The 26,499-nt window shown below is 61.8% G+C and carries 21 protein-coding genes; 3 read left to right on the plus strand and 18 right to left on the minus strand.

Annotated features, from left to right (window positions below; translation table 11 throughout):
• Positions 1-252 precede the first annotated feature (252 nt).
• From HMPREF2896_RS10155 to rimM, 4 genes are read right to left on the minus strand one after another with little or no spacing between them, the layout of a single operon-like run.
• Positions 253-2,544: a Tex family protein gene (locus tag HMPREF2896_RS10155; protein WP_070719428.1), complete on the minus strand. Its 2,292-nt coding sequence runs from the start codon at positions 2,542-2,544 to the stop codon at positions 253-255.
• A gap of 40 nt (positions 2,545-2,584) precedes the next feature.
• The gene (locus tag HMPREF2896_RS10160; protein WP_070445512.1) at positions 2,585-2,953 is read right to left on the minus strand and encodes a hypothetical protein; all 369 of its coding nucleotides are present in this window, start codon (positions 2,951-2,953) and stop codon (positions 2,585-2,587) included.
• 1 nt (position 2,954) lies between these two features.
• The gene (trmD, locus tag HMPREF2896_RS10165; RefSeq protein WP_070719430.1) at positions 2,955-3,797 is read right to left on the minus strand and encodes a tRNA (guanosine(37)-N1)-methyltransferase TrmD; all 843 of its coding nucleotides are present in this window, start codon (positions 3,795-3,797) and stop codon (positions 2,955-2,957) included.
• Positions 3,794-4,294 carry a ribosome maturation factor RimM gene (gene rimM, locus HMPREF2896_RS10170; protein ID WP_070643806.1) on the minus strand — a complete coding sequence of 167 codons (501 nt, stop codon included), beginning with the start codon at positions 4,292-4,294 and terminating at the stop codon, positions 3,794-3,796. Before rimM ends, trmD begins: the two co-directional genes overlap by 4 nt.
• A 33-nt stretch (positions 4,295-4,327) precedes the next feature.
• On the opposite strand from rimM, the gene HMPREF2896_RS10175 reads away from it, so the two are divergent.
• Together HMPREF2896_RS10175 and HMPREF2896_RS10180 are read left to right on the plus strand one after the other, a co-directional pair.
• Positions 4,328-4,726, plus strand: a complete 399-nt coding sequence (locus tag HMPREF2896_RS10175; RefSeq protein ID WP_070445506.1) for a cupin domain-containing protein — start codon at positions 4,328-4,330, stop codon at positions 4,724-4,726.
• Positions 4,727-4,749: 23 nt separating this feature from the next.
• Entirely contained in the window at positions 4,750-5,415 is a 666-nt protein-coding gene (locus HMPREF2896_RS10180) for a TetR/AcrR family transcriptional regulator (RefSeq protein ID WP_070719432.1), read from the plus strand.
• A 59-nt stretch (positions 5,416-5,474) separates the two neighbouring features.
• Here HMPREF2896_RS10180 and rpsP read toward each other — a convergent pair whose 3' ends face one another.
• Positions 5,475-5,999, minus strand: a complete 525-nt coding sequence (rpsP, locus tag HMPREF2896_RS10185) for a 30S ribosomal protein S16 (protein WP_070445501.1) — start codon at positions 5,997-5,999, stop codon at positions 5,475-5,477.
• 294 nt (positions 6,000-6,293) lie between these two features.
• Between rpsP and HMPREF2896_RS10190 the strand changes: the two genes are divergently transcribed.
• Entirely contained in the window at positions 6,294-8,546 is a 2,253-nt protein-coding gene (locus HMPREF2896_RS10190) for an acyltransferase family protein (protein ID WP_070719434.1), read from the plus strand.
• 66 nt (positions 8,547-8,612) lie between these two features.
• On the opposite strand, the gene ffh is transcribed toward HMPREF2896_RS10190, so the two are convergent.
• The 13 genes from ffh to HMPREF2896_RS10255 all read right to left on the minus strand — a co-directional run bounded on the left by ffh (position 8,613) and on the right by HMPREF2896_RS10255 (position 26,483).
• Positions 8,613-10,217, minus strand: coding sequence for a signal recognition particle protein (gene ffh / locus HMPREF2896_RS10195; RefSeq protein WP_070719437.1), 1,605 nt, complete (start codon positions 10,215-10,217; stop codon positions 8,613-8,615).
• Between the two features lie 50 nt (positions 10,218-10,267).
• A complete protein-coding gene (locus HMPREF2896_RS10200) occupies positions 10,268-12,367 on the minus strand; it encodes a [protein-PII] uridylyltransferase (protein ID WP_070719439.1) in 2,100 nt (699 codons plus the stop codon).
• 2 nt (positions 12,368-12,369) lie between these two features.
• The gene (locus HMPREF2896_RS10205) at positions 12,370-12,708 is read right to left on the minus strand and encodes a P-II family nitrogen regulator (RefSeq protein ID WP_070445489.1); all 339 of its coding nucleotides are present in this window, start codon (positions 12,706-12,708) and stop codon (positions 12,370-12,372) included.
• Positions 12,709-12,835: 127 nt separating this feature from the next.
• The gene (locus tag HMPREF2896_RS10210) at positions 12,836-13,204 is read right to left on the minus strand and encodes a Na+/H+ antiporter subunit G (protein WP_070445486.1); all 369 of its coding nucleotides are present in this window, start codon (positions 13,202-13,204) and stop codon (positions 12,836-12,838) included.
• A 4-nt stretch (positions 13,205-13,208) separates the two neighbouring features.
• A complete protein-coding gene (locus HMPREF2896_RS10215) occupies positions 13,209-13,499 on the minus strand; it encodes a cation:proton antiporter (protein ID WP_070445483.1) in 291 nt (96 codons plus the stop codon).
• The gene (locus tag HMPREF2896_RS10220; RefSeq protein WP_070719442.1) at positions 13,496-14,050 is read right to left on the minus strand and encodes a monovalent cation/H+ antiporter subunit E; all 555 of its coding nucleotides are present in this window, start codon (positions 14,048-14,050) and stop codon (positions 13,496-13,498) included. Before HMPREF2896_RS10220 ends, HMPREF2896_RS10215 begins: the two co-directional genes overlap by 4 nt.
• Positions 14,051-15,592: a monovalent cation/H+ antiporter subunit D family protein gene (locus HMPREF2896_RS10225; protein WP_070719443.1), complete on the minus strand. Its 1,542-nt coding sequence runs from the start codon at positions 15,590-15,592 to the stop codon at positions 14,051-14,053. It abuts the gene before it with no gap.
• Positions 15,593-16,030: a cation:proton antiporter subunit C gene (locus HMPREF2896_RS10230; protein ID WP_010190439.1), complete on the minus strand. Its 438-nt coding sequence runs from the start codon at positions 16,028-16,030 to the stop codon at positions 15,593-15,595.
• Complete coding sequence (locus HMPREF2896_RS10235) at positions 16,027-19,008, minus strand: DUF4040 family protein (RefSeq protein WP_070719445.1); 2,982 nt, start codon at positions 19,006-19,008, stop codon at positions 16,027-16,029. Before HMPREF2896_RS10235 ends, HMPREF2896_RS10230 begins: the two co-directional genes overlap by 4 nt.
• A 188-nt stretch (positions 19,009-19,196) precedes the next feature.
• Positions 19,197-21,059 carry a signal recognition particle-docking protein FtsY gene (gene ftsY, locus HMPREF2896_RS10240; protein WP_070719536.1) on the minus strand — a complete coding sequence of 621 codons (1,863 nt, stop codon included), beginning with the start codon at positions 21,057-21,059 and terminating at the stop codon, positions 19,197-19,199.
• 74 nt (positions 21,060-21,133) lie between these two features.
• Positions 21,134-24,637: a chromosome segregation protein SMC gene (smc, locus tag HMPREF2896_RS10245; RefSeq protein WP_070719448.1), complete on the minus strand. Its 3,504-nt coding sequence runs from the start codon at positions 24,635-24,637 to the stop codon at positions 21,134-21,136.
• Between the two features lie 10 nt (positions 24,638-24,647).
• Positions 24,648-24,956: an acylphosphatase gene (locus HMPREF2896_RS10250; RefSeq protein WP_070719450.1), complete on the minus strand. Its 309-nt coding sequence runs from the start codon at positions 24,954-24,956 to the stop codon at positions 24,648-24,650.
• Entirely contained in the window at positions 24,957-26,483 is a 1,527-nt protein-coding gene (locus HMPREF2896_RS10255; protein ID WP_070562754.1) for an alanine/glycine:cation symporter family protein, read from the minus strand. It lies immediately after the preceding gene.
• Between the last annotated feature and the right edge of the window lie 16 nt (positions 26,484-26,499).

Genomic DNA, 26,499 nt, shown 5'->3' on the forward strand with positions numbered 1-26,499 from the left:
CGGCAGCTTAGCCGCACACGTCCACACCCCGAACCGGCTCCCCACCAGCACGGAATGTCCTCTTAACACGGCGGACTCAGCCCTGCGCCACGCGGAAACCTCAGCTTTCTTGAGGCCTTCCGAGTCTTTGGCGATCGCTCCATCCCACGGGCGTGTCCAATGCACCGTCCGTGCAGAACAGCCCGCCGAAAAACTCACAAACTCCCAACCGTTTGAACGGTCAGGGGTTTGTGGCGCGTGACTAGATGAGCTTTAAAAGCCGGCTTTCTTGAGGGCATCGGCCATCGAGCCACCGCCGCCGCGGTCCGCGCGGCCACGCCCTCCGTTGCGCCGGTCGGAACGGCCGCCTCGCCCCTCGGAACGCCCGCCGCCGTTGCGGCGCTTGGGGGCGGGCTGGCCGGGTTCGTCGTCAAGCCGCAGCGACAAACCAATGCGCTGGCGCTCCACGTCGACCTCCATGACCTTGACCTTCACCACTTGGCCCGAACGGACCACATCATGCGGGTCAGAGACGAACTTGTGGCTCATCGCGGACACATGCACAAGCCCGTCCTGGTGCACGCCAACGTCGATGAAGGCACCAAAGGCCGCAACGTTGGTCACGGTGCCCTCCAGAATCATGCCCGGTTTCAAGTCCGAGACCTTGTCTACGCCTTCCTTGAAGGTAGCCGTCTTGAATTCTGGGCGCGGGTCGCGGCCAGGTTTGTCCAGCTCCGCAATGATATCCGTCACCGTCGGCACACCGAAGGTATCGTCAGCAAAGTCCGCCGGCGACAGCTTCGTCAACACGCGCGAATTGCCGATGAGCTCCGAAACCCCCAGCCCGGTCTTCTCCGCGATGCGCGCCACCACCGGGTAAGCCTCCGGGTGCACGGCCGAGGCATCGAGCGGGTCCTTACCTCCATTGATGCGCAAGAAGCCAGCCGCCTGTTCGAAGGCCTTCGGCCCCAAGCGCGGCACCTTCTTCAGCTCCTTGCGTGAAGCAAACGTGCCATTCTCATCGCGATAGGCCACGATGTTGGCCGCAATCGTGGAGTTCACTCCGGCCACGCGCTCCAGCAACGGAGCCGAGGCGGTATTAAGGTCCACGCCGACGCCATTCACGGCATCCTCCACCACACCATCGAGGGTGCGGGCGAGCGCGACCTGGTTGACATCGTGCTGATACTGCCCCACGCCGATGGCCTTCGGGTCAATCTTCACCAGCTCCGCCAGCGGGTCCTGCAGGCGGCGCGCGATGGACACCGCGCCGCGCAGGGAGACGTCCATGTCGGGGAACTCATCGGCCGCCAGCTGCGAAGCCGAATACACCGATGCACCGGCTTCCGAGACCACGACCGGGTTCGGCCGCTTCCCACCCGCCTGCGCGATGAGGTCCGCGACTTCACCGGCGAGCTTCTCCGTCTCACGCGAAGCGGTGCCATTACCAATCGCCATGAGGTCCACCGAATGAGCCGCGCTTAACGACGCCAACTCCCTCACCGCCTCAGCCCACTTCTGCTGCGGCTGGTGCGGGTAGACGATGGTGGTGGCAAGGACCTTGCCCGTCGGGTCGACGACCGCGCACTTGACGCCATTACGGTAACCCGGGTCCAAGCCCAGCGTCGCGCGCTGGCCCGCCGGGGCGGCCAGCAGAACATCGCGCAAGTTGGTAGCGAAGACCTTGAGCGCTCCTTCCTCGGCCTTCTCCTTGAGACGCATGCGCACGTCGAGGCCCGAGGAGATGGAGAGTTTGGTGCGCCAGCCCCAGTGGACGGCGTCGGCAAGCCAGCGTGAGGTGGCAACGTCCAAGTCGAAGCGCTCCGCAATCATGCCCTCATACATGGCGTCATCGCCGGCATCGAGGTTGAGCTGCAGCACGCCTTCGTTCTCACCACGCAACAGCGCCAGGATGCGGTGCGAGGGAAGCTTGTCGAAAGGCTCAGAGAACTCGAAGTAGTCCTTGAACTTCGCGCCCTCGGTTTCCTTGCCTTCCACCACACCGGCATTCATGGAACCGCTGGTGTACATGCGCTCGCGCACTTCGCCGACGAGGTCCGCGTCCAGTGCAAAACGGTCCACCAAGATAGCGCGAGCACCCTCGAGGGCTTTCTTCGCTTCCTCGAAGCCTTCAGTGAGGTACTCCCCTGCCAGCTCGGCCGGATCCGCCGAAGGATTCTCAATGAGTTTGTCCGTCAGCGGCTCAAGTCCTGCCTCGCGCGCGATATCCGCCTTGGTCTTGCGGCGCTTCTTATACGGCAGGTACAGATCCTCCAGGCGCGCCTTGGTCTCGCAGCCCTGGATCAGTGCGCGCAGCTCATCGGTCAGCTTGCCTTGCTCCTCAATCGCGGCGAGCACCGTTTCCTTGCGCTCCTCCAGTTCCCGCAGGTAGGTCGAGCGTTCCTCGATGATACGCAGCTGCGAGTCATCCAGCCCGCCGGTGGCTTCCTTGCGGTAACGGGCGATGAACGGAACGGTGTTACCCTCCGCCATGAGCTTGAGGGCGGCTTCGACAAACTGCTCTTTGACGCCCAGCTCTCCAGCGATGGTGGCTGCGATATTCACAAAACCTCTTTATGGGTCGGGGACTTAAGACCTTCTCACCCTATACCCCGCCCTGCCACGCGCAGGAAGTGCCCAGCCCAAACTCGGTGTGACCAATCTCTGAGGTCCCGTACCACAATGTGTGCGGCGGCAAACAGTCCGCGACGGCCGCGGTGACCTTCGTCAGCGGTAAATCTGAAGAGCCGTTGACGATGACCCTCCACACGTGCTCACCCACCGGTGGCTGACCGTGCTTATCCATGTACTCGTTGACCAGAATGTTGTCGGGTTCGCAGGTAAATGACACGACCTCGGCGTTGATGTCCTGTGGCTCGACTCCGCCTTCACGCAAACGCTGCGGCATACCTTCGAGGACCTTGTTCCATTCAGCTTCGGTCATAAGTATTGACAAGTCAGTGCTCACGTCCATCTCAATCCTCCTTTAAGGTTTCCAGGTAGGCGCGATCGGCGTCACTTAGCTCCGCTGCATCCAGCAACTCTGGGCGGCGCTGCCACGTCCGCGCCAGCGACTGCTCGCGGCGCCACCGGTCCACACGGGCGTGGTCACCGGAGGTCAGCACGTCCGGAACCTGAAGGCCGCGCCACTCGCGCGGCTTGGTGTAGCTGGGCCCCTCCAGCAGGCCATCGGAGAAGGAATCTTCTTCGTGCGAGCGCCGGTTCCCCAACACACCAGGAATGAGGCGCACGACGGCTTCAGCAATGACGAGAACAGCTACCTCGCCGCCGATGAGCACGTAGTCGCCAATGGAGACCTCACGTACGCGGTAACGGTGCTGCGCATCGTCGACGACGCGCTGGTCGATGCCCTCGTAGCGCCCGCACGCAAACACAATATGCTCCTCCGCGGACCAAGCTTGCGCATCGGCCTGAGTAAAGGGCGTGCCCGCAGGGGTCGGCACGATGAGCAGCGGTTTGTCCGAATCCTCGCTTTCACCATAAGAGCGCGCCTCGACGCCATGGATGTCATCGTGGCGCGGCTTGCTCAGGTGCGGCAGGGCGCTCTGCAGGTCCTGGGTGGAGGCGATGCCGGAGGAGACGTCGTCAAGCGCCGGCCCCCACACCTCAGGCTTCATCACCATGCCAGGGCCGCCCCCATAAGGGGAATCGTCAACGGATTTATGCACGTCGGTGGCCCACTGGCGCAGGTCATGCACGCCCACCGCGAGCTTCCCCTGCTCGATGGCCTTGCCCAACAGCGCGTGGCGCAGCGGGTCGAGATACTCCGGAAAAATGGTGAGAACGTCAATCCTCATAGGTCGAGCAACCCTTCCGGCGGGGTGATGGTACAGGTCCCCGCCTCCAGATCGATCTCCGGCACGATCTCCTCCACGAAGGGCACGAGCGCTTCTTTGCCTTCGGTGAGCGTGACTTCCAGCAGGGACTGCGTGGGGCCGTGCGTCACGCCGGTCACCTCACCTACCTCTTTGCCATCAAGGAGGACGCGCAGGCCTTCCAACTCGTGGTCATAGAAGCCGTCGTCTTCTGGGTCATCCAGGGGTTCGGCGAAGAACTGGGTGCCACGCAGGGAATCCGCGGCCGTGCGGTCTGGGATTTCCTTAAACGTGATGAGCAGGCGTCCCTTGTGGGCGCGCACCGCTGCAATGGTGAGCTCATGTTCCTTCTTACCTTGCTTACCGTGAAGGACCTCGCCGACGGCGAATCGGGTCTCAGGGGAATCGGTGGTCACCTCGACGGAGACCTCGCCTTTAATGCCGTGGGATTTCACCACGCGACCAATGAGTAGTTCCATGCCTGCTAGCTTAACGGGCTACGCTGGGGCGGCATGACTGAGCTTCCCATCAATGATGCAACCACCTTTGGCGACGCCTCCCACAACAGCGCCGCCCTCGCAACGCTGAATCTGCTCGATGAGGCCCCCGAGCCGCACCCCACACGCCCCAGACCAGCCGTTAAGAGGGTCCTCAGTGCCGACGGCGCAAACCTCATCCTCTTTTCATTCCTGCCGGGACAAGACCTACCTGATCACAAGGCCGCACACCCCATCACCGTGCAGGTGCTCCGGGGATCGGTGATTTTTAGTTGCGAGGAACAGGATGAGGTGCTCGCTCCCGGACGCATAGTGCACCTTCCGGCGTACGTGCCGCATGCGGTGACATGTAGCGAGGAACCTGCACTCATGCTGCTCACCATGTTGACACCACACACTAGCGCGAATGTATAGACTTTTAGTACTATTCTTATAGTGTGAGTAGTTCGAAGCCGTATCACCATGGAAATTTGCATGAAGAGATCCTCCAGGAGGCCATCAAGCTTGGCCGAGAGGGAGGACCGGAGGCGGTGACGATTCGCGCCGCAACGCGCGCGGTCGGTGTCTCCCCTACTGCCGCCTACCGCCACTTCAAGGATCAAGCCGCGCTTCTCGATGCCGTCGCGGACGTCGCCACCTACGAACTCATTACCAAGCTCAGCGAGGCCTTCGAAGAGACGGAAGGCACCATCGTCGACAAGATGATGGCGGCTGGTTTTGCCTACTACCACTACGCCTTGGAGGAGCAGAACTTCTTCGAGTGCATGATGGCCACGAGCGGTTTTGATATTCCAGCTGGACTCGCGGCCGCGGCCGAGGGCCCCGGCGAGGACCTACGCGTGCAGGCCACATTCAATTTCTACGGCTACATGGAGCAGTATGCGCGCTCCATCGGACAGGAACCCAGTAAGCAACACATGATGCAGAATTGCCTGGCCGGCTGGTCCACTGTGCACGGTTTCACAGTCTTGTGCCTCAGCGGTCATTTGAGGTCGCTACCGGAGGAAAAGGTGGAAACCTTGGCGCAATCGGTCATAGCCTCCGCTGTCCGCGGCTTGGACTTCGACAATCCTCTGGAAGCGCACCACCCCGGGCGATCCTAAGCACTAAAAATCCCCGCGACCGACAGGTCAGCGGGGATAATCTTTTAGCCGAGTAGAAATTACTCTGCGGACTCCTCAGCCTCAGCGGAGTCGGCCTCTTCAGCCTTAGCGGCCTCTTCCTCGGCCTTAGCAGCCTCAGCGGCCGCGGCTTCCTCAGCAGCCTTCTCGGCGGCAGCCTTAGCCTCAGCCTCTTCCTTGGCCTTGCGCTTCTTCTCGGTGATGGCCTCGATGGTCGGGCCGTTGTTGGCCTCAGCCAGAGCAGCGTTGAAGAGGTCCAGCTTGGACGGCTTCTCCTCAGCAACCTTCAGGGTGCCCTCTGCGCCCGGCAGACCCTTGAACTTCTGCCAGTCACCGGTCACCTTGAGCAGTGCGAGAACCGGCTCGGTCGGCTGCGCGCCGACACCCAGCCAGTACTGAGCGCGCTCGGAATCGATCTGGATCAGGGACGGCTCCTGCTTCGGCTGGTAGATACCGATGTTCTCGATAGCCTTGCCGGAGCGGCGGGTGCGTGCATCAGCGACGATAACGCGGTACTCAGCGTTGCGGATCTTGCCCATACGCTGCAGCTTGATCTTAACGGCCATGATTGGCTCCTTTTCTAGTCACCGGGCAGTTCAGACACGCGCCGCTTGGTGGCGCGCCGGTTCAACCCTTGGATTTATCCTGCGCGTGACGTGCCGGCCGTCCGTAGGCGGTACCGGCGTTACGCAGAGATGAAGTTTTATGTGTCCTCCACGCTGTGCGTGAACAACCCCACCAACTTTAGCGGAACCCACACAAGATAGGAAATCCCCCTTAGCTCTTGCAGAGTTAGGCCTTACCCCGCGAAGGGGGTAGTCTGTAATGCGGTTATTTCGACGCCACACACTCCTCTTTTTATGAATAAACAAGCCCCCTCTACATTCCGCTACCGTTACGACCTTGACGGCCTCCGCGGCATCGCGATCGCCTTGGTTGTTCTGTACCACGTCTTCGTTGGTCGTGTCTCAGGTGGCGTCGATGTCTTCCTCCTGCTTTCTGGATACTTCTTCTTAGGCTCGCAGCTGCGCTATGCCGCACGGCCGAATGCCTCCTTGAACCCGTGGTGGCCCATCTGGCGCACGCTCCGCCGGCTGGTGCCTTCCCTCGTGCTCGTCATCGGCGTGAGCTATGTGCTTGTCCGACTCTTCGCCCCGAAGCTTTTAAACACGGAGTTGACCAAGCAGATCACTGCGACGGTCTTCTACTACCAGAACTGGGAATTAGCACGGCAGAACGCTGACTACGCAGCCGCTTCAGCAACTACGTCACCACTGCAGCACATGTGGTCCATGGCTGTGCAGGGCCAGTTCTACCTGCTGGGTATCTTCTTCGCTCTCGGCCTGGCCGCTTTCATGCGCCTGCGCCCCAAGAACACGGGCCTGCGAGAACAGCGTTTCTCTTCCATTAATTCCATCGCGGGCCCGATCCTCCTCGTAGTCACCGTCGTTTCTTTTGCCTATGCATCCCGCGACGGCCTCTTTGGCACCCCGGAAAACTACTATTCCACATGGTCGCGCGCCTGGGAGCTAACTTTGGGCGCGGTGCTCGTTATCTATGGTTCGCACCTGCGCATGCCGCAGCGCCTGTCCAACCTCGCCACGGCTCTCGGCTTGGCGGCTCTGGCTGGTACCGGCCTGCTTATTTCCGATAGCTTGGCCTTCCCTGGGCCGCTGTCTCTTCTGCCCATCGGCGGTGCAGTACTCATCATCATTGGTTCCGGCGGGTCTTTCTCACGGGTGCTCACCACCCGAGTTTCTCGCTGGCTCGGTGATATCGCCTACCCGCTCTACCTGTGGCATTGGCCGCTGCTCATCATTTCCATCGCCGCCCTCGGCCTTGACACCCCTCCGTGGTGGCTCGGGGCCATCATCATCATGGTGTCGCTGGGCTTGGCGGACCTGACGCATCGTTTCGTCGAGAAGCCCCTGCGCCAGCACCGCAAACGCCCGCTTGCCGACGACCTCCCCGTCCACCGCGGCCTCGCCGACCTTCGCACTCGCACCGGCGCTCTGCGGGGCGTTGGCGGAGTCCTCGTTGCCGCCTGCACCGTTGCGCTCGTGGCCGTTCAACCGCTGTGGCTGCGCAGCCTGCAGGAAGCGAACCACGAAATGCTCGACCCGAAGCTCTACCCAGGAGCGACGACCTTCGTCGAGAACATCACGCCGCCTGAGAACGTAGAGATCAAGCCTGACCCGATTCTCGCGCGCGGCATTCAGCCGCCAGTCGCCGACAACTGGTGCTTCATCCCGGAGCAAGAGCCAACGGACTACTTCATCGAGACCCAGAAGGACGGCGTGACGCCGTGCATCTTCGGTGATGTCAACTCCGATGTCGAGGTCTACCTGGTGGGCGGTTCGCACGCGGAGCAGTATTCTTCGGCCTTGGATCACTTGGGCCGCGAGATGGGTTTCAAGCTGGTTCCGCTCACCCGCGTGGGTTGCCCCATCGAGCTCGGCGATGAACTGAGTGTGAAGCCTTCCTGTGCCGAGTGGAGCAAGGAAGTGGTCAAGCGCATTATCGATGCGGACCCGGCCCTCGTGGTCTCTAATTCAACGCGACCCGGCCAGCCCTTGGGTCACGGCCCAGACGCCGTCCCGCCCGGCTATAAGGCCTTCTGGGACGAATTGGCCAAGCACGATATTCCCTTCTTGGGTTTCCGTGATAACCCGTGGGGATTCGATGAGCACGGCAATGGCCTCCAGTTTGATGAGTGCTACGTAGCCACCCAGGATTCTCTCGGATGCGGCATGCGCTTCGAAGAGGTCTACGCTCCCTATGACCCCGGCGCCGAAGTCCTCTCCCAGTACAAGAACATGCTGGCCGTGGACACCTCGACGTGGTTCTGCGATGCCAACGGCGATTGCCCGGTCATCATCGGCAATATCATGGTGTACCGCGATATGCACCACTTCACCAAGGCCTTCGCGGATTCGGCCATCCCGCTCATCCGTGAAGCCATCACCCCCTTCCTCAAGGGCGAGACGGTGCAGCAGCAGCCCCCGCAGATCCCGACGGACAGCCCCATAGTGCCTCAGTCCGCTGAGACGCCTCCGACCACACCGGCGGAGCCTATCCCCTATCCTGCATATCCGGCAGATAAAGCCATTTAGAACGACAAGGGCCGGCGCTTTTTAGCGCCGGCCCTTATTAGCGAAGAATGCTGCTGCATTCTTCGGTTATTTCTTTTTGCCCTGCCCAAAGTCCAGGTTGTTGAGATCGATATTCTCCATGCCCTTCGGCATCTTGATATCTCCCAGCCCGGGCATGCCGCCGCCGAGCTGTTCCTGCATCTTCTGCAGTTCTTGCATCGACGGCATTCCGCCGCCCATCCCCGGCATACCGCCGCCACCACGACGCTTCGGCGGCTTGCGCTTGCCGTTCTTGCCCTTGCGGCCCTTCGGCTTCTTCTTGGTAGCGGAACGCCCACCGCCCATGCCTGGCATGCCAAAACGGCCGGCCATCTGCGACATCATCTTCTTGGCTTCGGTGAAGCGCTCAATGAGCTGGTTGACGTCAGACACGCTCACGCCAGAACCGAGGGCAATGCGCTTACGACGTGAAGCGTTGAGAATCTTCGGGTTTTCCCGCTCCTTCGGCGTCATACCGCGGATAATGGCCTGGATGCGGTCAAGCTGCTTTTCGTCGACCATATCGGCGATCTGGTTCATCTTGTTGCCGCCGGGCATCATCTTGAGCAGGTTGCCCATCGGGCCCAGGTTGCGCACCATGAGCATCATGTCCAAGAAGTCATTGAGCGTCATCTCGCCGGAGCCCATCTTCTTGGCGGCTTCCTCCGCCTTAGACTGATCCAGCTTGGACTCCGCCTGCTCAATAAGTGTCAGCAGGTCACCCATGCCCAGAATGCGCGAGGACATGCGCTCCGGGTGGAAGACATCGAAATCCTCGAGTTTCTCACCGGTGGAGGCGAACATGATGGGCTTGCCCGTGACCTCACGAATGGACAGTGCCGCACCACCGCGGGCGTCACCGTCCAGCTTGGTCAGGACGACACCGGTGAAGTCCACGCCATCGCGGAAGGCCTCGGCGGTCTGCACGGCGTCTTGACCGATCATCGAGTCAATGACGAAGAGGACTTCGTCCGGATTGACGGCATCGCGGATGTTGCGCGCCTGCGTCATCAGGGTCTCATCGATGCCGAGACGGCCGGCGGTATCGATGATGACGATATCGTGCTGGGTGCGCTTGGCCTCTTCGATACCGCGCTTGGCGACGTCCACCGGATCCCCATGGGAGGTTCCCATCTCATGCTCGTGGGAATCCAGGGAGGTACCCGGATCCGGAGCGTAGACATCGACTCCCGCGCGCTCGCCAACGATCTGCAGCTGCTGCACCGCGCCCGGGCGCTGAAGGTCACAGGCCACCAGCATCGGGGTGTGTCCCTTGGAGGCCAGATGCTTAGAAAGCTTGCCCGCCAAGGTGGTCTTACCAGCACCCTGGAGGCCGGCGAGCATGATGACCGTCGGCGGGTTCTTCGCCAGGTTTAGGCGGCGGGTCTCGCCGCCGAGAATCTCGATGAGCTCCTCGTTGACGATCTTGACTACCTGCTGCGCCGGGTTCAGTGCCTCGGAAACCTCGGCGCCTGCCGCGCGTTCCTTAATGCGCTTAATAAAGCCGCGCACGACGTTGAGCGAGACGTCCGCCTCCAGCAACGCCAGACGGATTTCGCGTGCTGTGGCATTGATGTCCGCCTCGGTCAGCTTGCCCTTGCCGCGCAGGCCGGACAGGGCTGATTGCAAGCGGTCAGACAAAGACTCAAACACGTTAAAAGTGCTCCCTCAACTATCGTGGATAAATTTATAACTTCCCCAGCTTAGCCGTTGACCAGTGCTTGGGTCACATTCCGGACTAGCGTAGCGCGGGGGATGTCGCCAAGCGGCACGGCGTGAAGCACCATCGTGGCACCCGGCGTGGTGGTGGATAGCCACTCGCACTCCGGAAGCAGCGCGAGCACGTGGCCGAGGGTACCTGGGTAGTCATCGATGCGAACCTCGAAGACTCCCCCAGTCCACATCGCCGTCGCCGGTCCCGGTACGAAATCAGGCAGCACGGTATAGGTCCCTGATTTATAGGACTGCACGAGGCGCTCCTCTACCGTCGCGAGGTCAATGGCACCGTGAAGAGCGCGAATATCAAACTCACCGGCATAGCCCTCCTCAGTGCGCACGAGGCGCGAGGAGAGGATGTTCCAGCCCAACGCGGCGATAAGTGCCAACGCACGCACGGCCTCCCTCTGATAGCTGCCGCGCCACAGGACGGTAAAGCTGTCATCCTCGGGGTTGTGGCGCAGTCCAATGACGCGGTCGGCGGCAACCAGAGGACGAACTGGATGCAGAGCTTCTAGCTGTGCAAAAGCGCGGCCGCTGACCGCATCGATTCCTTTCTCCAGCCTGCGGTTCCACACGCCGGGACCGGTGGATTCAGCATCGGTGCGGGCGAGTACGACGAGGAGCGCTAGAGTCAGGTAGTCATAGCGCACGGCTTCGAGGAGCTCGTCACGGGCTTCATCGGATACAGGATCGGTACGGGAGACGATGCGCGCCAGAGTGGTGTGCTCAGCGACCACGGTTTGCACGCGGGAGCGATCCGCCAGGTCGAGGCCAAGCTTGGCCGCGGCACGCGCCACCATCTCCGCCCCCACCAGCTCGTGCGGGCGACCATATCCTTTCCCGATATCGTGGTAGAGCCCCACCAAGAGCAGCAGATCGGGCCTCGCTACGGAGGTGCGTGCTTCTGCACAGCGCGCGACGGTAAGGATGGAGTGGTAGTCCACGGTATGAGCGTGCGTGCGCTCGCGCGGCAGCAGCCCTCGGATGTGTTCCCACTCTGGGACGAGCCGCTCCCACAAGCCGTGAGCATCCATCTCCTGAATGAGGCGCGGGGTATTGAGCGGCGAGGACAATAAACTAAAGAATGCATCCGTCGCAGCGGCGGGCCAGCGTTCGGGCAGCTCCGGTAACTCGCGCAGCTGCTCCCAGACATGGGGCGGAACGCTTCTGCCCGAGCGTGCTGCGGCGGCGGCCACGCGCAAGAGCAGCCACGGCTCATCCAAGTCCGCGGCACGAGCGAGACGGATCTCGCCTCCGGCATCAACCACCCCAATATCGAGGGGCTTACGTGTGCGGTTGTGGCTGCGTTTGGATACGACTCCCCGGGCAGTCGCCAATGCCCTCTCCACGGCTCTATCTACCGCGGTAGCCGCGGTGACCACGGCCGCGGACAAGTCATAGCGGTCGGCGAAACCAAGCTCGTGGGCGATCTCCGCGGCGAACTCAGGGTCGAGAACATCGCGGTGCCGCCGGGCGGTGACGTGAAGGAGCGTGCGGACGTCGAGAAGCAAGGCCTGCTCCTCCTCAAGTGCTGGGGCATCCGCGAGGTTGCCAAGGGCGAGCGCCCGCAGGAATTGGATATCGCGCAGGCCGCCGCGCCCATTTTTAATATCCGGATGGGTCATCGTGGCCAGGGTGCCAGAACGGCGCCAGCGAGTAATGGCGAGGTCGACGAAAGCGTCGAAGTTGCTCTGCAGTAGGCGGCGCCACGAGGCATAGACCTGGGCGCGGGTGGAGTCCACGAGCTGCTTGTCGCCGGCAACGAAGGCCAGATCCAGCTGCGCGAAGCCGGCGGCGGGATCGGAACCAGCGATAGCGCCAAATTCGCTGGGGGTCCGCACCGCATAGTCGAGCCGGTATTTGGCATCCCAGATGGGGTACCAGATTTCAGCGACCACATCTTCGGGCAGCTCCGTATCATCCGGGTGAAGGAGGATGAGATCAAGATCCGAAAAAGGGGTCATCGCCCGGCGGGCGAAAGAACCCGTAGCGGCAAGCGCACAGCCGGACGGAAGCTGCAGAGACTGCGTCAGCTCTATCGCCGAGGCATAGGCATCCTCACGCAGTTGAGCGGCCGTAGACACTTCTACAGGGCTGCCTCGCCGCGCTCACCGGTGCGCACGCGGATGACATCCTCAACAGGAGTAATCCAAATCTTGCCGTCACCGATCTTTCCGGTATAGGCGGCGTCAACGATGGCAGAAAGGATATCCTCCACCTGCTCGTCGGAAGTGACTACCTCCAGCTTGACCTTGGGCACGAAGTCGGTGGCATACTCGGCGCCACGGTAGACCTCGCTGTGGCCGCGCTGCTGGCCGAAACCCTGGGTCTCGGTCACGGTCAGGCCGTGCACGTCGTGCTGCTCCAAGGCCTCACGGATGTCCGGCAGCGTGAACGGTTTGACGATGGCAGTGATGAGCTTCATCTGTTACTCCTTAGCTCCGGCGGTGTCGACCCGCGGCTGGACGGTTGGTGCAGGATTCATCCTAGCGTCGTGGGTGTGGCGGCGGTGCGAAGCCCCATGCGCCATAGACGAACTTCCAAAGTTCGCGCTAAACCTCCTCCTCAGAGGCCTCAACGGTCTGTGCACTCTTGCGCATACGCTTGGCGTACTTCACATCAGTGACGGTCACACCGTAGATGGAGCGTCCCATGTAGAAGGAGCCCACCGAGGCGATGATCCACACGCCGAAACACGCGATCATGACCTTGATCAGCGACCACAGGGAAAACCCGTTCTCGGCAAAATCCACGACTACCTTCGCCACAAGCAGCAGCGGGACGGCCAAGCCGACCGTCGGCCCCAACAGGTTAACGCGGGTCAATGCATCAGGCGCACGCCACAAGGCGATAGCGGTCGCAATGACCAAGACCGTGGCCACGACCAACAGAATCGAGGCGATAATCTCCGGGATAGTCATGGTCTTACCTCCTGCCCTTCGAGATGATGCGGGCCATCGACAACGTCGGCAGCACGCCGGCCGCAATAGCCGCGAGCATGGCGATGTCATAGACGATGGACGCGTGATTAGTCATGGACCACGAAATATACATGCACAACATGCCGTAGAAGACCATGTCACTCATCACGGTGCGGGTGAGCTCATCACGGGAGCGCAAGGCCAAAACCAACGCCGCGCACACCGATGCGCCGATGAGGAAAATACAGACAAAGACTACCCATTGAAAGGCGCTCATCGAGGAAAAATCAATCATTTCTTATCATCCTTTCGGGCATCCTTGTTCTGCGCAACCTGGCGCAGGGGCCACACGGAATACTTCTCCACATCGTGCGCGGCAAGCGGGGTATCGTCCGCCTTCGCGATATCGGGTGCGCGCATATGGCGGCCCAGTGTATCCAGCGGATACTCGTAGAACGTAGAGGCGAGCTCCTTGGTGGGACCCTGCCCAGGAACGCCATAGTCAATACCTTTCACCTGCGGGGCGAGGCGCTCCTCCATATCCGCCAGATCTTCCATAATGCTGGCTGGGTCATCCCCCATGACCGCTTGAACCAGCACGATACGCGGCAGGCCTTCTGCAATCGGCTCGCGCAAGCCCAAGGACAAGGTACCTGGGGTTGCGGTAATGGACGAGGTGAACCAGAAGATCTCCCACGCGCTGGTCACGCGCAAGGGGTACCGCACCACTACCGGGCGGTAGCTATTCTGCGGCTTGAAGGATTCTGCGGCGAGCAAGAAACCCGCGACAAAGATTTCCTTGATCAGCCATAGCGCGTAGACAACGGCATGCACTGCAGTCTTCATTTAACGGCCCTCCTGAAGGGAGTCGATGTCGGGTAAGGCTACGGGGTCGTCGCCAAGCACTGCGTCTGCATAAGCCTCCGTATCCAACAAGTCCGCTGAGGCTTCCATCGTGACGCTGATGACCGGACCGGAGAGAATGAACATGGTCAGCGAACCCAGGATCAACGCTGCCGAGGGCGCCATCAGCTTCTTACGGATCACCAGCTCATCGGGCACCTTCTCCTTGGGCAAATCCTTGCCCCAGAAAACGCGGCGCCACACGCGCAGCATGGCCAGGAACGCGGCGAAGGAGGCGATGATAATCACCGCGATGACGGTCCATGCCCATGCCCCGCCGGTGCGCGCGACTTCCGCGACGATGAGGACTTTGCCCCACATGCCGGAGAAGGGTGGGAAGCCCACGACGGAGAAGGCACCTGCGGCGAAGATCCACGCGATGATGGGATCACGGCGCGCCAAGCCAGAAAGCTTGTTGAGCCTGCCCGTACCGTACGTCTCCTCGATAGCACCAGAAGCCAAGATGAGGGAGCCTACCGTGAGCATGTGGTGAATGGTGTACAGGATTCCGGCGGCCAGCGCGCGCTGGGCATCGTGGGTGGTGAAGGCCATCATCACCAGGATGAAGGGCATACCGTTGAGCATCTGGTAGCCCAGCACGCGGCGGATGGAGTTCTCAGCCAAACCACCGAAGGAGCCCACCACCATGGAGATGATCATGATGACGATGATGAGCGTTCCCCAGCGCTGGTCCATATCGAACAGCTGCACCCACAGGCGGTAGAGCATGTACACCGCCACCTTGGTGTGCAGGCCGGAGAACAAGCCCATGACGGCAGCCGACGTGCCCGGGTAGGTACGCGGCAGCCAGGATTGCACGGGGAACACGCCAGCCTTCGCGGCGATGGCGATAACGATGATGCCGGAAGCCACCGTCACCGGACCGCTACCGGCGGCAGCACCTGTCAGCGCCGCCAAGTTAACTACGCCAGCCACCGAGTAGATATAGCCCACGCCAACCACCAAAAGCGTGGAGGCGAACAAGTTCACCAACACGAAGGCGCGGCCGGCGGCCAAGCGTGACCACGTACCGGACATGGTGATGAGACCATAGGAGGGCAGCAGCATGACCTCGATAAACACGAAGAAGTTAAAGAGATCAGCGGTGAGCAGGGCGCCGCACACGCCGGTGATCAAGATAAGCGTCAGCGATGGGTAGTAGCGCGACTTGGTCTCACCACCCACGATGGCGAACCAGTTGGCACCGAAGGCCACGATCATCGTCGTGATGAGCATCAGTGCTGAGAAGGTATCGGCCGCGAAGGCAATACCTGCGTTGCCCACGTAGTTACCCACGCTGTGCGCCACCACACCGTTGTTCATGGTGTAGAGCAACAGTGCAAAGGAAGCGAAGATACCCACGCCCGGAACGATGAGCATGATGGCATCGCGCACGCGGTGCCATGGCGCAAGAAGCGCCAGCGCCGCTGATCCGAGGGGAACCGCCGGGAAGAGCGGGAGGAGGGCGCTTACGGTGTCATACATCTAGTTGTCCTCCTCTTGTTCGAGTTCTTTCAAACGGTCCATCTTGTTGGCCGAGCGCTCCAGAATCTCCCGGTTCTGGGTGTCTCGTCCCAGCGTGGAGAAAGCGTGGTCAATGGTGTTGTCATCCACCGGCTCAACGACGTCCGTGTCGTCGTTCGCGCCCATCGCCGCCATGGTCAGCAGAATGGTCGAAGTAGCCATGGAAATCACCACGGCGGTCAGCACAAAGGCCTGCGGCAGCGGGTCCGCCATCTGGTCCATGCCCACCTGCGATGGAAAGGACTCTCCGCGATAGGAGTACACGCCGGTGGCCAAGAGCATGAGGTTAGCTCCGTGGCCGAAGGCCATCATGCCCAGCACGATGTGCACGAGGCCGCGCTGCTGGATGAGGTAGACGGCGCTACCGATGAGTAAAGCAATGGTCAGTGCGAGGATCATGAGTTCTTCTCCTCTTTAGCCGGAGTGTAGTGAGGCGAGGACGCGCGGCGGCGTGCCTCGGAGTCATTGAGCAGCGCCAGTGGGTCCGAAGACGGGTTGATGGATTCGGGGTACGGGTCGTCGACATCCTCCAGCACCACGCGCGGGGTATTCGGCAACGCGGAATCATCATCGTGGACCCACGGCAAGAAGTCCCGCTCAGTGCCTGGACGCAGGTAGCCACCCAAAGCATTGATGGCCATGGTGAGCATGCCCAGCACCGCGAGGTAGATGCCCAGGTCGAAGATGAGCGACGTCGTCCAGTGCTGCCCCAGGGCGTGGCCATGGATGGCAGTGAGGAAACCACCGGAGCTATGCGACGTCGGGATGTAGCCGATGAAGCCAGCCACCAGCGCCACAATGATGCCCACGCCGGTGAGGTGAATCGGGGTCATGCGACCAAAGACAATCTCATCGGTACCGCGCGAGAGGTAGGTCAAGCCGATGGCCGCACCCATGATGAGTGCCGCCGGGAAGCCGCCGCCGGAAGCCTGGTGGCCGCGGTAGAAAACGATGAAGGACATGACCACCAAGATCGGGATGGCCACAGCAATACCCTTGCGCAGCGGCACCGAGTTGAGCTGCGACTGGCCGAACGGAGCCGGGCGTGTGCCGGAGGTGAACGGGAAGCGCGGCAGCGTCGAGGTGACCGCAGCGATAACCACAGCGGCCATGCCCAGCACTGACAGCTCGCCCAGGGTATCGAGTGCACGGAACTCCACGATGATGGTGGCCACTACGTTGTCGCCACCAGTAATATCCGGAGCGTTGTTGAGGTACCACATGGCCAGGTCCGAGCGCTCGTGACGCCCCATCAGTGCCCACACGCCCAGGAATGCGGTGAGCCCGGCGAGCACGGCTACGACGATGGAGCCCACCTTGCGGTTGGTGTCCTGCACGGGGTGGAACTTCTCCGGCAGGTAGCGCAGGACCATCATCATGACGATGACGGACAGCGCCTCCACCGTGAACTGGGTCAGGGCCACGTCGGGTGCGCCGAGAAGGAACATCTGTAAAGTCACGCCGGTTCCCGCGGTACCAATCATTACTGCACCTGTGAGGCGGTTGCGTGTACGCACCAAACCAAACATGGACAGCGCCACGATTCCCAGCGGCAGCAGGTCCCACGGATTATCAAGGCCGTCCACACGCAGGTTGAGAGCCACACCATCGACACCCGTGGACACCAGAGCGGAGCCCGCAAGGATGATGACTAGGAGGATGATCGGCAGGATCAGCTTCGACGGGTTGTGGGTATCGGACATGCGGCCAACGAAACGGCCGAAGGCTGCGCACACGTCCTGAATCCACTTCAGGATTTGGTTACCGGTGCGCGGTAGGAGCTGGCGCTCCTCCATCGCGGTCCACAGCGGCCCGCGGAAGAACAACGCGATGATGCCAGCGATCAGCACCACCACAGAAATAAGCAGCGGGACGTTCAGGCCGTGCCACAGCGCGAGGTGGGAATGGCCCTCCATGCCGATGGCCGCCACGATGTTATCGAGTGGCTTATTGAGCACTCCCATGACGAAGATAATTGGCACCGACATCACACCGGGCAGCGCCGCGGGCAGCCACAGCCTCACCGGCGCCTCATGAACATGCGACATGTTGCGCGGGCCATCGAAGAAGGCACCGAAGACGATCTTGGCGGAGTAGGTAAACGTGAAGAACGCACCCACACCGGCGATGATGAGCAGCAGCACCTGGCCAGTTGAACCGATTGGAGCTTCCTCGAAGGCGGTGAGCATTCCTTCCTTCGACACGAAGCCGAACAGCGGCGGGACCGCCGCCATGGAGGCGGCACCAATGAGCATGGAGCCAAAGGTCCACGGCATCTTGTTCCACAACACACCGAGGCGGCGGATATCGCGGGAACCGGCCTCGTGGTCGATGACGCCAATGAGCATGAAGATGGAGGACTTAAACAGCGCGTGCGCCAGCGTGTGCACGAGCGCCGCCGCGATGGCGAAGGGGGTGCCAACGCCAATCGTAGCCACAATCCATCCCAGGTGGGACACGGTGGAATAAGCGGTCAGCTTCTTCAGGTCCGTCTTCTGCACGGCAAAGACCGCCGACATCACGGCGGTACCCATACCGGCGACGATAAGCAGCCAGTTCCACGCTGCAACATCATGGAAGATGGTGGAGAAACGAATCAACAAGTAAACGCCGGCCTTAACCACTGCTGCCGCATGCAGGAAGGCCGAGACCGGCGTGGCAGCCGCCATGGCCTCCGGCAGCCAGAAGTGGAAGGGGAACTGCGCGGACTTGGTAAACGCCGAGACCGCTATGAGAATGGCAACCCCGGTGGTTAAGCCCGGGCGCTCAGCCCACACATCAGAGGCCAAGATACCCTCAAGGTTCGTCGTCCCCGCTGCGGTTGCGGCAATCGCCACGCCCGTGAGCAAGGTAAGGCCGCCGATGAAGGTGAGGATCAGCGTGCGCTGCGAACCGGCCTCGCCGGACTTACCGCTGCGCGCGATGAGCATGAAGGACGCCAGCGATACCAGCTCCCAAGCCAGGAAGAGCACCACGACATCGTTAGCCAGCACGAGCAGGAGGATCGACAGCGTAAACGCTGTCATCAGCACATAAAAACTGACGTTGCCTTTGCCTTTGGGCAGGTAGGCCGCAGAGTAGGTGAACACCACTGCGCCGATGACGAGAGCCAACATGGCAAAGAAGATGCCCAGCGCATCGCCCCGGAAGGCGAGATTAACGTCGACGCCTGGCGTGATGACATCACGCACCCACGTCACGGAATAGGACAGTTCTTCGCCACGGGCCAGTGCCGGAAATTCTTTAGCCAACAGTGCCGCGGCGATAATAAAAATGCCGGCTAGCGGGTAGCCGGCTGCGCGATCAGCAACCTTGACGGCTACTGGTGCTAGCGCCACTGCGACAGCTGCGAGGAGGACGACATACAAGAGTGTCACGAAAGAGTAGCCTCACGAACCGTTGTTAGGGCTGTTTAATCAGCCTCACATAGACAGGACTGTCCTAGACTACCATTGTGACCTCCCCCAAAGCACATTTTTAATGGGACGAAGATGACGAAAGCGCCCCGCAAAGGAGGCGCTGCGTCTCGAAAGAACTTAGGTCTAGCCCAGGGATCTATAAGGTCCTACTTCTCCCCCAGCAAGGCATCAACGAAGCCTTCAACCTCAAACGGTGCGAGGTCATCTGCGCCCTCGCCGAGGCCCACGAGCTTGACCGGCACGCCGAGTTCCTCCTGTACCTGGAAGACGATGCCTCCCTTAGCTGTGCCATCGAGCTTGGTCAGGACAACGCCGGTGATGTCGACGACATCGCGGAAGATGCGGGCCTGGGTCAGACCGTTCTGCCCCACTGTCGCGTCCAAGACGAGCAGGACCTCATCGACGTCCGTCTTCTTCTCTACTACGCGCTTGACCTTGCCCAACTGGTCCATGAGGTCCACGGAGGTGTGCAAACGGCCAGCGGTGTCAACGAGAACGACGTCCACGCCTTGGTCAACGCCAGCGGCCACTGCGTCGAAGGCCACGGAGGCCGGATCCGCGCCTTCCTTGCCGCGCACGGTGGTAGCGCCCACGCGGCGGCCCCAGGTCTCCAGCTGGTCAGCAGCCGCTGCACGGAAGGTATCCGCCGCGCCGAGCAAGACGTTGTGCCCCATCGATACGAGCACGCGGGCTAGCTTGCCGGTCGTGGTGGTCTTGCCGGTGCCGTTGACGCCGACGACCATGATGACGGCTGGCTTGCCATCGTTCGGCATGGCCTTGATGGAGCGGTCCATCTCCGGGTGGCCTACCTCGATGAGGGCTTCGCGCAGCATGGCGCGGGCTTCCGCCTCAGAGCTCACTCCGCGCTCCGCAATCTTCTCACGCAGAGAATCAGTGACCTGCATCGTGGACTTCGTACCCAAATCCGCCATGATGAGGGTGTCTTCGATTTCCTCCCAGGCATCATCATCCAGGTCACCAGCGGAGAGAATGCCCATGAGGCCTTGGCCGATGGCGTTTTGCGAGCGCGACAGGCGCCCGCGCAGCTTGCCCAAGCGGCCGGCAGCCGGCGCAATATCCTCCTGCGGCTGGGCTGCCGGGGCCTCAACCACCTCAGCGTCGTCGGATACCTCTAGCTCCTCTGGCTCAGCTTCAAGTGCCGCGCTTGCCGACGCCGCCTGTGCCCCCGCCGCCGCGGCAGACTCCTCTGCCTCTGCATCGGCATCGGCTTCTACTTCTTCTGCCTCTGCCGCTGTTTCTTCTTCGGCCGCAGACTGAGCAGAAGGCTCCTCCTCAGCCGGAACCTCAGGTTCCTCCGGAGTCTCCTCCTCTACCTTCGGGGCTTCGGCTACCGGCTCCGGTTCAGCAGTCTCCGGTTCGCTGGCCGGGACAGTTTCCTCCGTGTCCGCTTCATCCTTATCAACAGCAGCGGCACCGGATACGGCAGCACCAGCGGCTGCAGCGCCCGCGGCACCTGCCGCGACAACGCCAGCGGAAGAATCTTTCTCTTCTTCTACCTTTGCCGACTCCTTCTGTGCAGCCGGTTCCGGCGCGCTCACCGGCTTCGCGTCTGCGACGGGTTCCGGCTTCGGCTCTGCCTGAGACTTCGGCTCTGCCTCAGGCGTCGGTTCCGCCGCAGGCTTCGCTGCCTTCGGTGTCTCCTCCTCACCCTTGAGCTGAGCGTTCGCTAGCTCGGTGGCATCACGCTGCTCAGACTTCTTCTCCGCTTGCGGCTGAGCTTTGGGCTCGGCCGGCATGGGCTCCTCGCCCTTAGCTGCCGGCACAGGCTCCTTGGTAGCGCCGCCGCCAGCCGGGGCAAAATTAAAACCAGACTTAGCTTGGTAGTTGCCGGACTTCTGTTGCTGGGTCAGCTCCTTAGGCTCCTCCACGGGCTTATCAAAGGAAACCTTCTTTGACTCGCCGCGCTTCTTGCCCAAGACAACGAACAAGACCACGAGCAGAATCAGGACGATGACTGCTATCGCAATCCACATAAAAGTAGTATTCATGCCCTCCATAGTGCCAGGGTTGCCCACATCCGGCACGATAAGGAGGGTGAAAAGTGCTGGGCGCAAGCCCCACCCTAGCGCGGGGCATCCACGCCGAGACGCGTGGCGTCCTCCGCCGCCTGTGCTGTGCCCGGCGCCTCACCAGCACGGGACATGCGCTGCGAAATCACGCGCGTCACGCCATCGCCGCGCATCGTCACTCCATAGAGCACGTTGGCTACGTCCATCGTCGGCTTCTGGTGGGTAATGACGATGAGCTGAGAATCCTTACGCAGCTCCTCGAAAAGTGCGATGAGGCGGCGCAGGTTGACGTCGTCAAGCGCGGCTTCCACCTCATCCATGACGTAGAACGGTGAGGGACGCGCACGGAAAATCGCCACGAGCATAGCCAGGGCCGTCAAGGACTTCTCGCCGCCCGAGAGCAGTGACAAGCGCTTCACCTTCTTACCCGGCGGGCGGGCCTCCACCTCGATGCCGGTGGCCAGCATGTCATCCGGCTCCGTGAGGATGAGACGACCTTCGCCGCCCGGGAACAGCGTCTGGAAGACCTTGGGAAACTCCGCTTCCACGTCATGCCAGGCATCCGTGAACAGCTGCAAGATTTGCGCATCCACATCTTCGATAACGCCAGTCAGATCCTTGCGGGCCTGAATCACGTCATCTAATTGCGTGGACAGGAAACTATAGCGCTCCTCCAGAGCCTTGTACTCCTCCAAGGCCAACGGGTTGACCTTGCCCAAGGAGTTGAGGTCCTTCTCGGCTTGCTTCAACCGCTTGGTTTCGGCGGAGCGATCGAAGTCCTCACCCGGTGTATACTCCTTGAGCAGGTCGGGGATAGCAATGCCGAGCTGCTCCACGATCTTGCCCTCGGCCTCATCCACCCGCACTTGGGCCTGGCTGCGGGCAATCTCAGAGTTATGCGCGGAGTCGGTCAGGCGATCAAGCTGCTGGCGGGTCGAGGAGACCGCTTGCTTCGCCGATTGTGCACGCCCCTGCAGCACGCCGCGCTGGGTGACCAGCTCATCGCGTTCCTCGGCGGCCCGCTCGAGTGCCTGCGCGGTCCGGGCAGCCAAATCTTGGGCATGCTTGTCGACAGTCCCCGCCAACCGCGCCTGTGCTTGCCGGCGGGCCATCGCCTGGTCGTGGCGGGCTTTGGCCTGGCGTTCGTGCTGGGCTTGGCGCCGCAGGGCCTCTCCCCTGCCCGCTGCTTGGCCGACCTTTTCCTCCGCACTGCGGGCCGCCATCTGGGCCTCTACCTCCATGGCCTTGACCTGTTCCAGGGCCGTCGAGGCAGCATCGCGTTCCACCGAGGAGGGTTCATCAGCCTGCTCTTCAGCGTCCACGCGCGACAAGCGGTCACGCGCCTCCGCCAATTCTTCGCGCAGGCGGGCTAACTGCACCTCGATATCCGTGGCTCGGGCGGCGGCTTTTTCATGCTCAGCCTTGTTTGCCTCGTACTGCTTGAGCAAGCGCTGGTGATCGCGCTTCCACGCTTCGAGTTCGTGATCGTGCTCCCGCAGTGCGGCCTTGGCACTCGCCGCACCTACGCGTGCATCGTCCGCCGCCAGCTTCGCGCCTTCGAGCGTGCCGGATAGCTCCTCCAGCTCATGAGTGGCTGATTCCAGTTGTTGCTCGGCCTCCGCAATCTGGCCGCTTACCTCAACGGTGGAGACGGCGCCTGTTCCTGCCTCCACCCAGCCTTCGCCGACGAGTAGGCCCTCAGAGGTCACAGCACGCAAGCGCGGATCCTCCGCAATAAGTTCACGGGCCGCGCCATAGTCATCAACCAGGACCACGTCGGAGAGCAACCGCGTCACCGCCGCCGATACTTCCGGGACCAAGACCATGTGATCCAGCAGCCAGCTCGCCCCGGAAGGCAAGTCCGCGTCAAGGCGCCAGGCTGAACCGGTGGGTTCCGCAGCGACGTCGATCAGCGGCGTGCGGCTCGCCTGCGCCAAGTCGCGCACGATGTCCCCGCTCACCGCGCCGGCTTGGGCCTCCGCAAAGGATCCGAGTGCTGCCGCAACGGCTGTCTCATAGCGAGTAGAAATGAACTCTGCGAGAGGTTTGAATCCCTCCCCCAGCTCGAGTGCTTCCGGAACGGTCTGGCCAAGGGTATCGATCCGAGCGCGCAAACTATAGACGGTACGCTCGTGCTCCCGCTGGGCATCACGCAGCTGCTCCAAGCGTTTATCGGCCGCGGCAGATTCGCTGGCCGCGCGCACATGCGCTTCCTCCAGCGGCTCACGCTCGGCAGCCAAGTGCTCCAGCTTGTCCGCCACCTCATCGGCTTCCGCCTGCGCTCCCCTAGTGCGCGACTTCGTATTCGCTAAAGTCTCTTCCTGACGCGCTAACTCAGACTCCGCGGAGCTGACCTGACCCGCCAAGTTCTCCTCGGCGGCGATGAGGCGAACCACGCCTTCACGGCGATCCGCAATGGCGCGCAGTTGCGCCATGTGTTCTTTATCAGCAGCCTCGAAGGCTTCCCGGCGCTCGGCCACTTCCTCCCGGATAGATTCCAAGCGCTCTGCAGCCTCTTCGGCCACGGCCAGCAACTCTTCGTGCTCCTCATCGGCTCGCTGGCCACGTGCCTCGAGCTCCTCCGGATCCTGGCCCGCGTAGGCCACCTGTGAGCCAACGTTGCTGGCGCGCTCGGCCGCGATGCGCTGCGTGGCAGAGATTCGCTCGCTGAGGGTCGATAACTCGAACCACAGCTTCTGCGCGGCCTCCGCGCGCGGCGTGACATCCCCCAACTCGGCCTCTACCTCAAGCTGGATCTCGGTCGCCTCTTCCAGCTGGGCTGTCACTTCCTCGACCTGCTCGGCGAGCACCGCCGCGCGTTTCTCAGCGTCATCGAATGTCGCGCGCAACCGCACCACACGGTCACCAGCAAGGCGCAGGCGGGCATCGCGCAAATCCGCTTGCACAGTGGCTGCACGTTGGGCGGCCTCCGCTTGGCGCGCCAGCGGCTTGAGCTGTTTGCCCAGCTCATCGGTCAAGTCCTGCAGGCGATCCAGATTGGCCTGCATGCCCGTCAGCTTGCGCTGCGCTTTTTCTTTGCGGCGGCGGTGTTTGAGCACGCCCGCGGCTTCTTCGATATAGGCGCGGCGATCTTCCGGGCGGGATTCCAGAATCTCCGCGAGTTTTCCCTGGCCCACGATAATGTGCATCTCCCGGCCAATGCCGGAATCAGACAGCAGCTCTTGGATATCCATGAGGCGCGCTTTCGCCCCATTGATCTCATATTCGCTCGCGCCATCCCGGAACATGCGGCGGGTGACGGAAACCTCTGAATACTCGATGGGCAAGGCACCATCGGAATTGTCAATCGTCAGTGTGACCTCTGCGCGGCCGAGGGCCTTGCGGTCCCCGGCACCGGCAAAAATGACGTCCTGCATCTTGCCGCCGCGCAGTGTCTTGGCGCTGCCTTCACCCATGACCCACGCGAGCGCATCGACGACGTTTGATTTACCCGAGCCATTCGGGCCCACCACGGCGCAGATACCGGGCTCGAATTTCAGGTTCGTCGCGGACGCGAAGGACTTGAATCCTTTGAGCGTGAGCGATTTGAGGTGCATTCGAATAAGTTTAGCGCTCGATGAAGCCCGACTCACCGCGCGGGGCGGCCCACTGCTCCACCACGGCGTTCACCACGCCTGGACGGTGGGTGGTCGACGGTTCTTCACGCAGCAAGGCCAGCAACTTCTCGCAGTCAGCACGCGGGCCTTCAGCAACCACCTGGACGCGTCCGTCCTGGAGGTTCGTCGCGTGCCCAGCCAGCCCTAGTTCGAGGGCGCGGGAACGCGCCCACCAGCGAAAGCCCACGCCTTGGACGTGTCCAAGAACGAAAGCTGTGAGGCGTTCATGGCCTGCAGAGGCTGCTGCCGTGTCTGCCATCTAGTACTCCCTCAAGTTTGTGCGGTCGCTCAAGTCAAATTCGTGATCGAGACGGCGACGGTCCTCCGCGCTGCGGCGCGTGACCGGATCCGTACCATCCCAGCACTCGACGTTGTGCAGTTCCGGCAGCATATCACGGTGGAAGACGGGATCCAGGCCCTTGCGGCGCTGCTCGTTGTAGTTCTTCAGCAGCTTGATAGCCACGCCAGACAGCGGCACGATGGCGCACACGTTGAGCAGAACCATGATGGCAGCGCCGGTATCGGCCAGGTCGAACACGGTACCTAGCGGGGCCACCGCACCGTAGAAAACAAAGGCCAGAACGATGAGACGGAAAGTCCACAGCACCCACTTCTTCCCGGAGAGGTACTCCACGTTGGACTCGGCAAGGTAGTAGTTGCCCAGAATCGAGGAGAAAGCCAGGAAGAACAGGATGAAGGTGACGAAGTGGATGCCCCACTCACCCACCACGCCGGAGAGCGCATTCTGGGTCAGCGTCACGCCCTCAATCGCATCAGAGCCGAAACGCTCGAAATCGGTGCCCAAGAGAATGATGAAGGCGGTAATTGTACACACCACCAGGGTGTCGAAGTACACGCCGAGGGTCTGCACCAGGCCCTGCTTAACGGGGTGGGACACCGTCGCCGTCGCTGCAGCGTTCGGCGCCGAACCTTCGCCCGCTTCGTTGGAGAACAAACCACGCTGGATACCTTTCAGCATCGCCATGCCCACGGTGGCACCGGCAGCTTCCCGGAAGCCAAAGGCAGAGCCCACGATCGAGACGACCATGTCTGGCACCTTGTCAAAGTTCACAATAACGACGATGAGACCCAAGATGAGATAGGCACCCGCCATAAACGGCACGATAAACTGGGTCATCGAGGCGATGCGCTGCACGCCACCGATGATGATGAGCCCGGACACGGCGACGACTGCGATGCCCACGCCTGCCTTGAAGGCCGCGGAATCCTGGCCAAAAGAGGCCGCCAAAGAATCGGAAATGGCGTTGGTCTGGAACGCATTGTAGAACCAGCCAAAGGTAATGGCGATGGCCACGGAGAAGATGGTTGCTAAAGGCTTCCACCCCAGGCCACGGGACATGTAATAGGCCGGGCCACCGCGGTAGGCGTCCCCCTCACGCACCTTCCACAGCTGCGCCAGGGTCGACTCCACGAATGCTGTCGCACCACCCAGGATGGCGATGAGCCACATCCAAAACACCGCGCCGGGGCCACCCACGGAGATAGCCACGGCCACGCCTGCAACGTTGCCGGTGCCCACACGAGAGGCCGCTGAAATGGTAAATGCCTTGAAGGCAGAGATTCCGCCATAGTCGGCATCCTCATCGACGCCGACGCCCTTGGGCTTCTCGACGACCGCCTTGAACATGTCCGGCACCATGCGGACCTGCACCACGGCGGTGCGGATGCCGAAGAAGAGGCCCGCGGCGATAAGCAGCCATGGCAGGACATAGGACCACAGGCTGTCGTTAATGACACCAATCACGGTGCTGAAGATTTCTTGCATGGGTTACACATTAATA

Source organism: Corynebacterium sp. HMSC069E04 (assembly GCF_001813175.1).
Lineage (GTDB): Bacteria > Actinomycetota > Actinomycetes > Mycobacteriales > Mycobacteriaceae > Corynebacterium > Corynebacterium aurimucosum.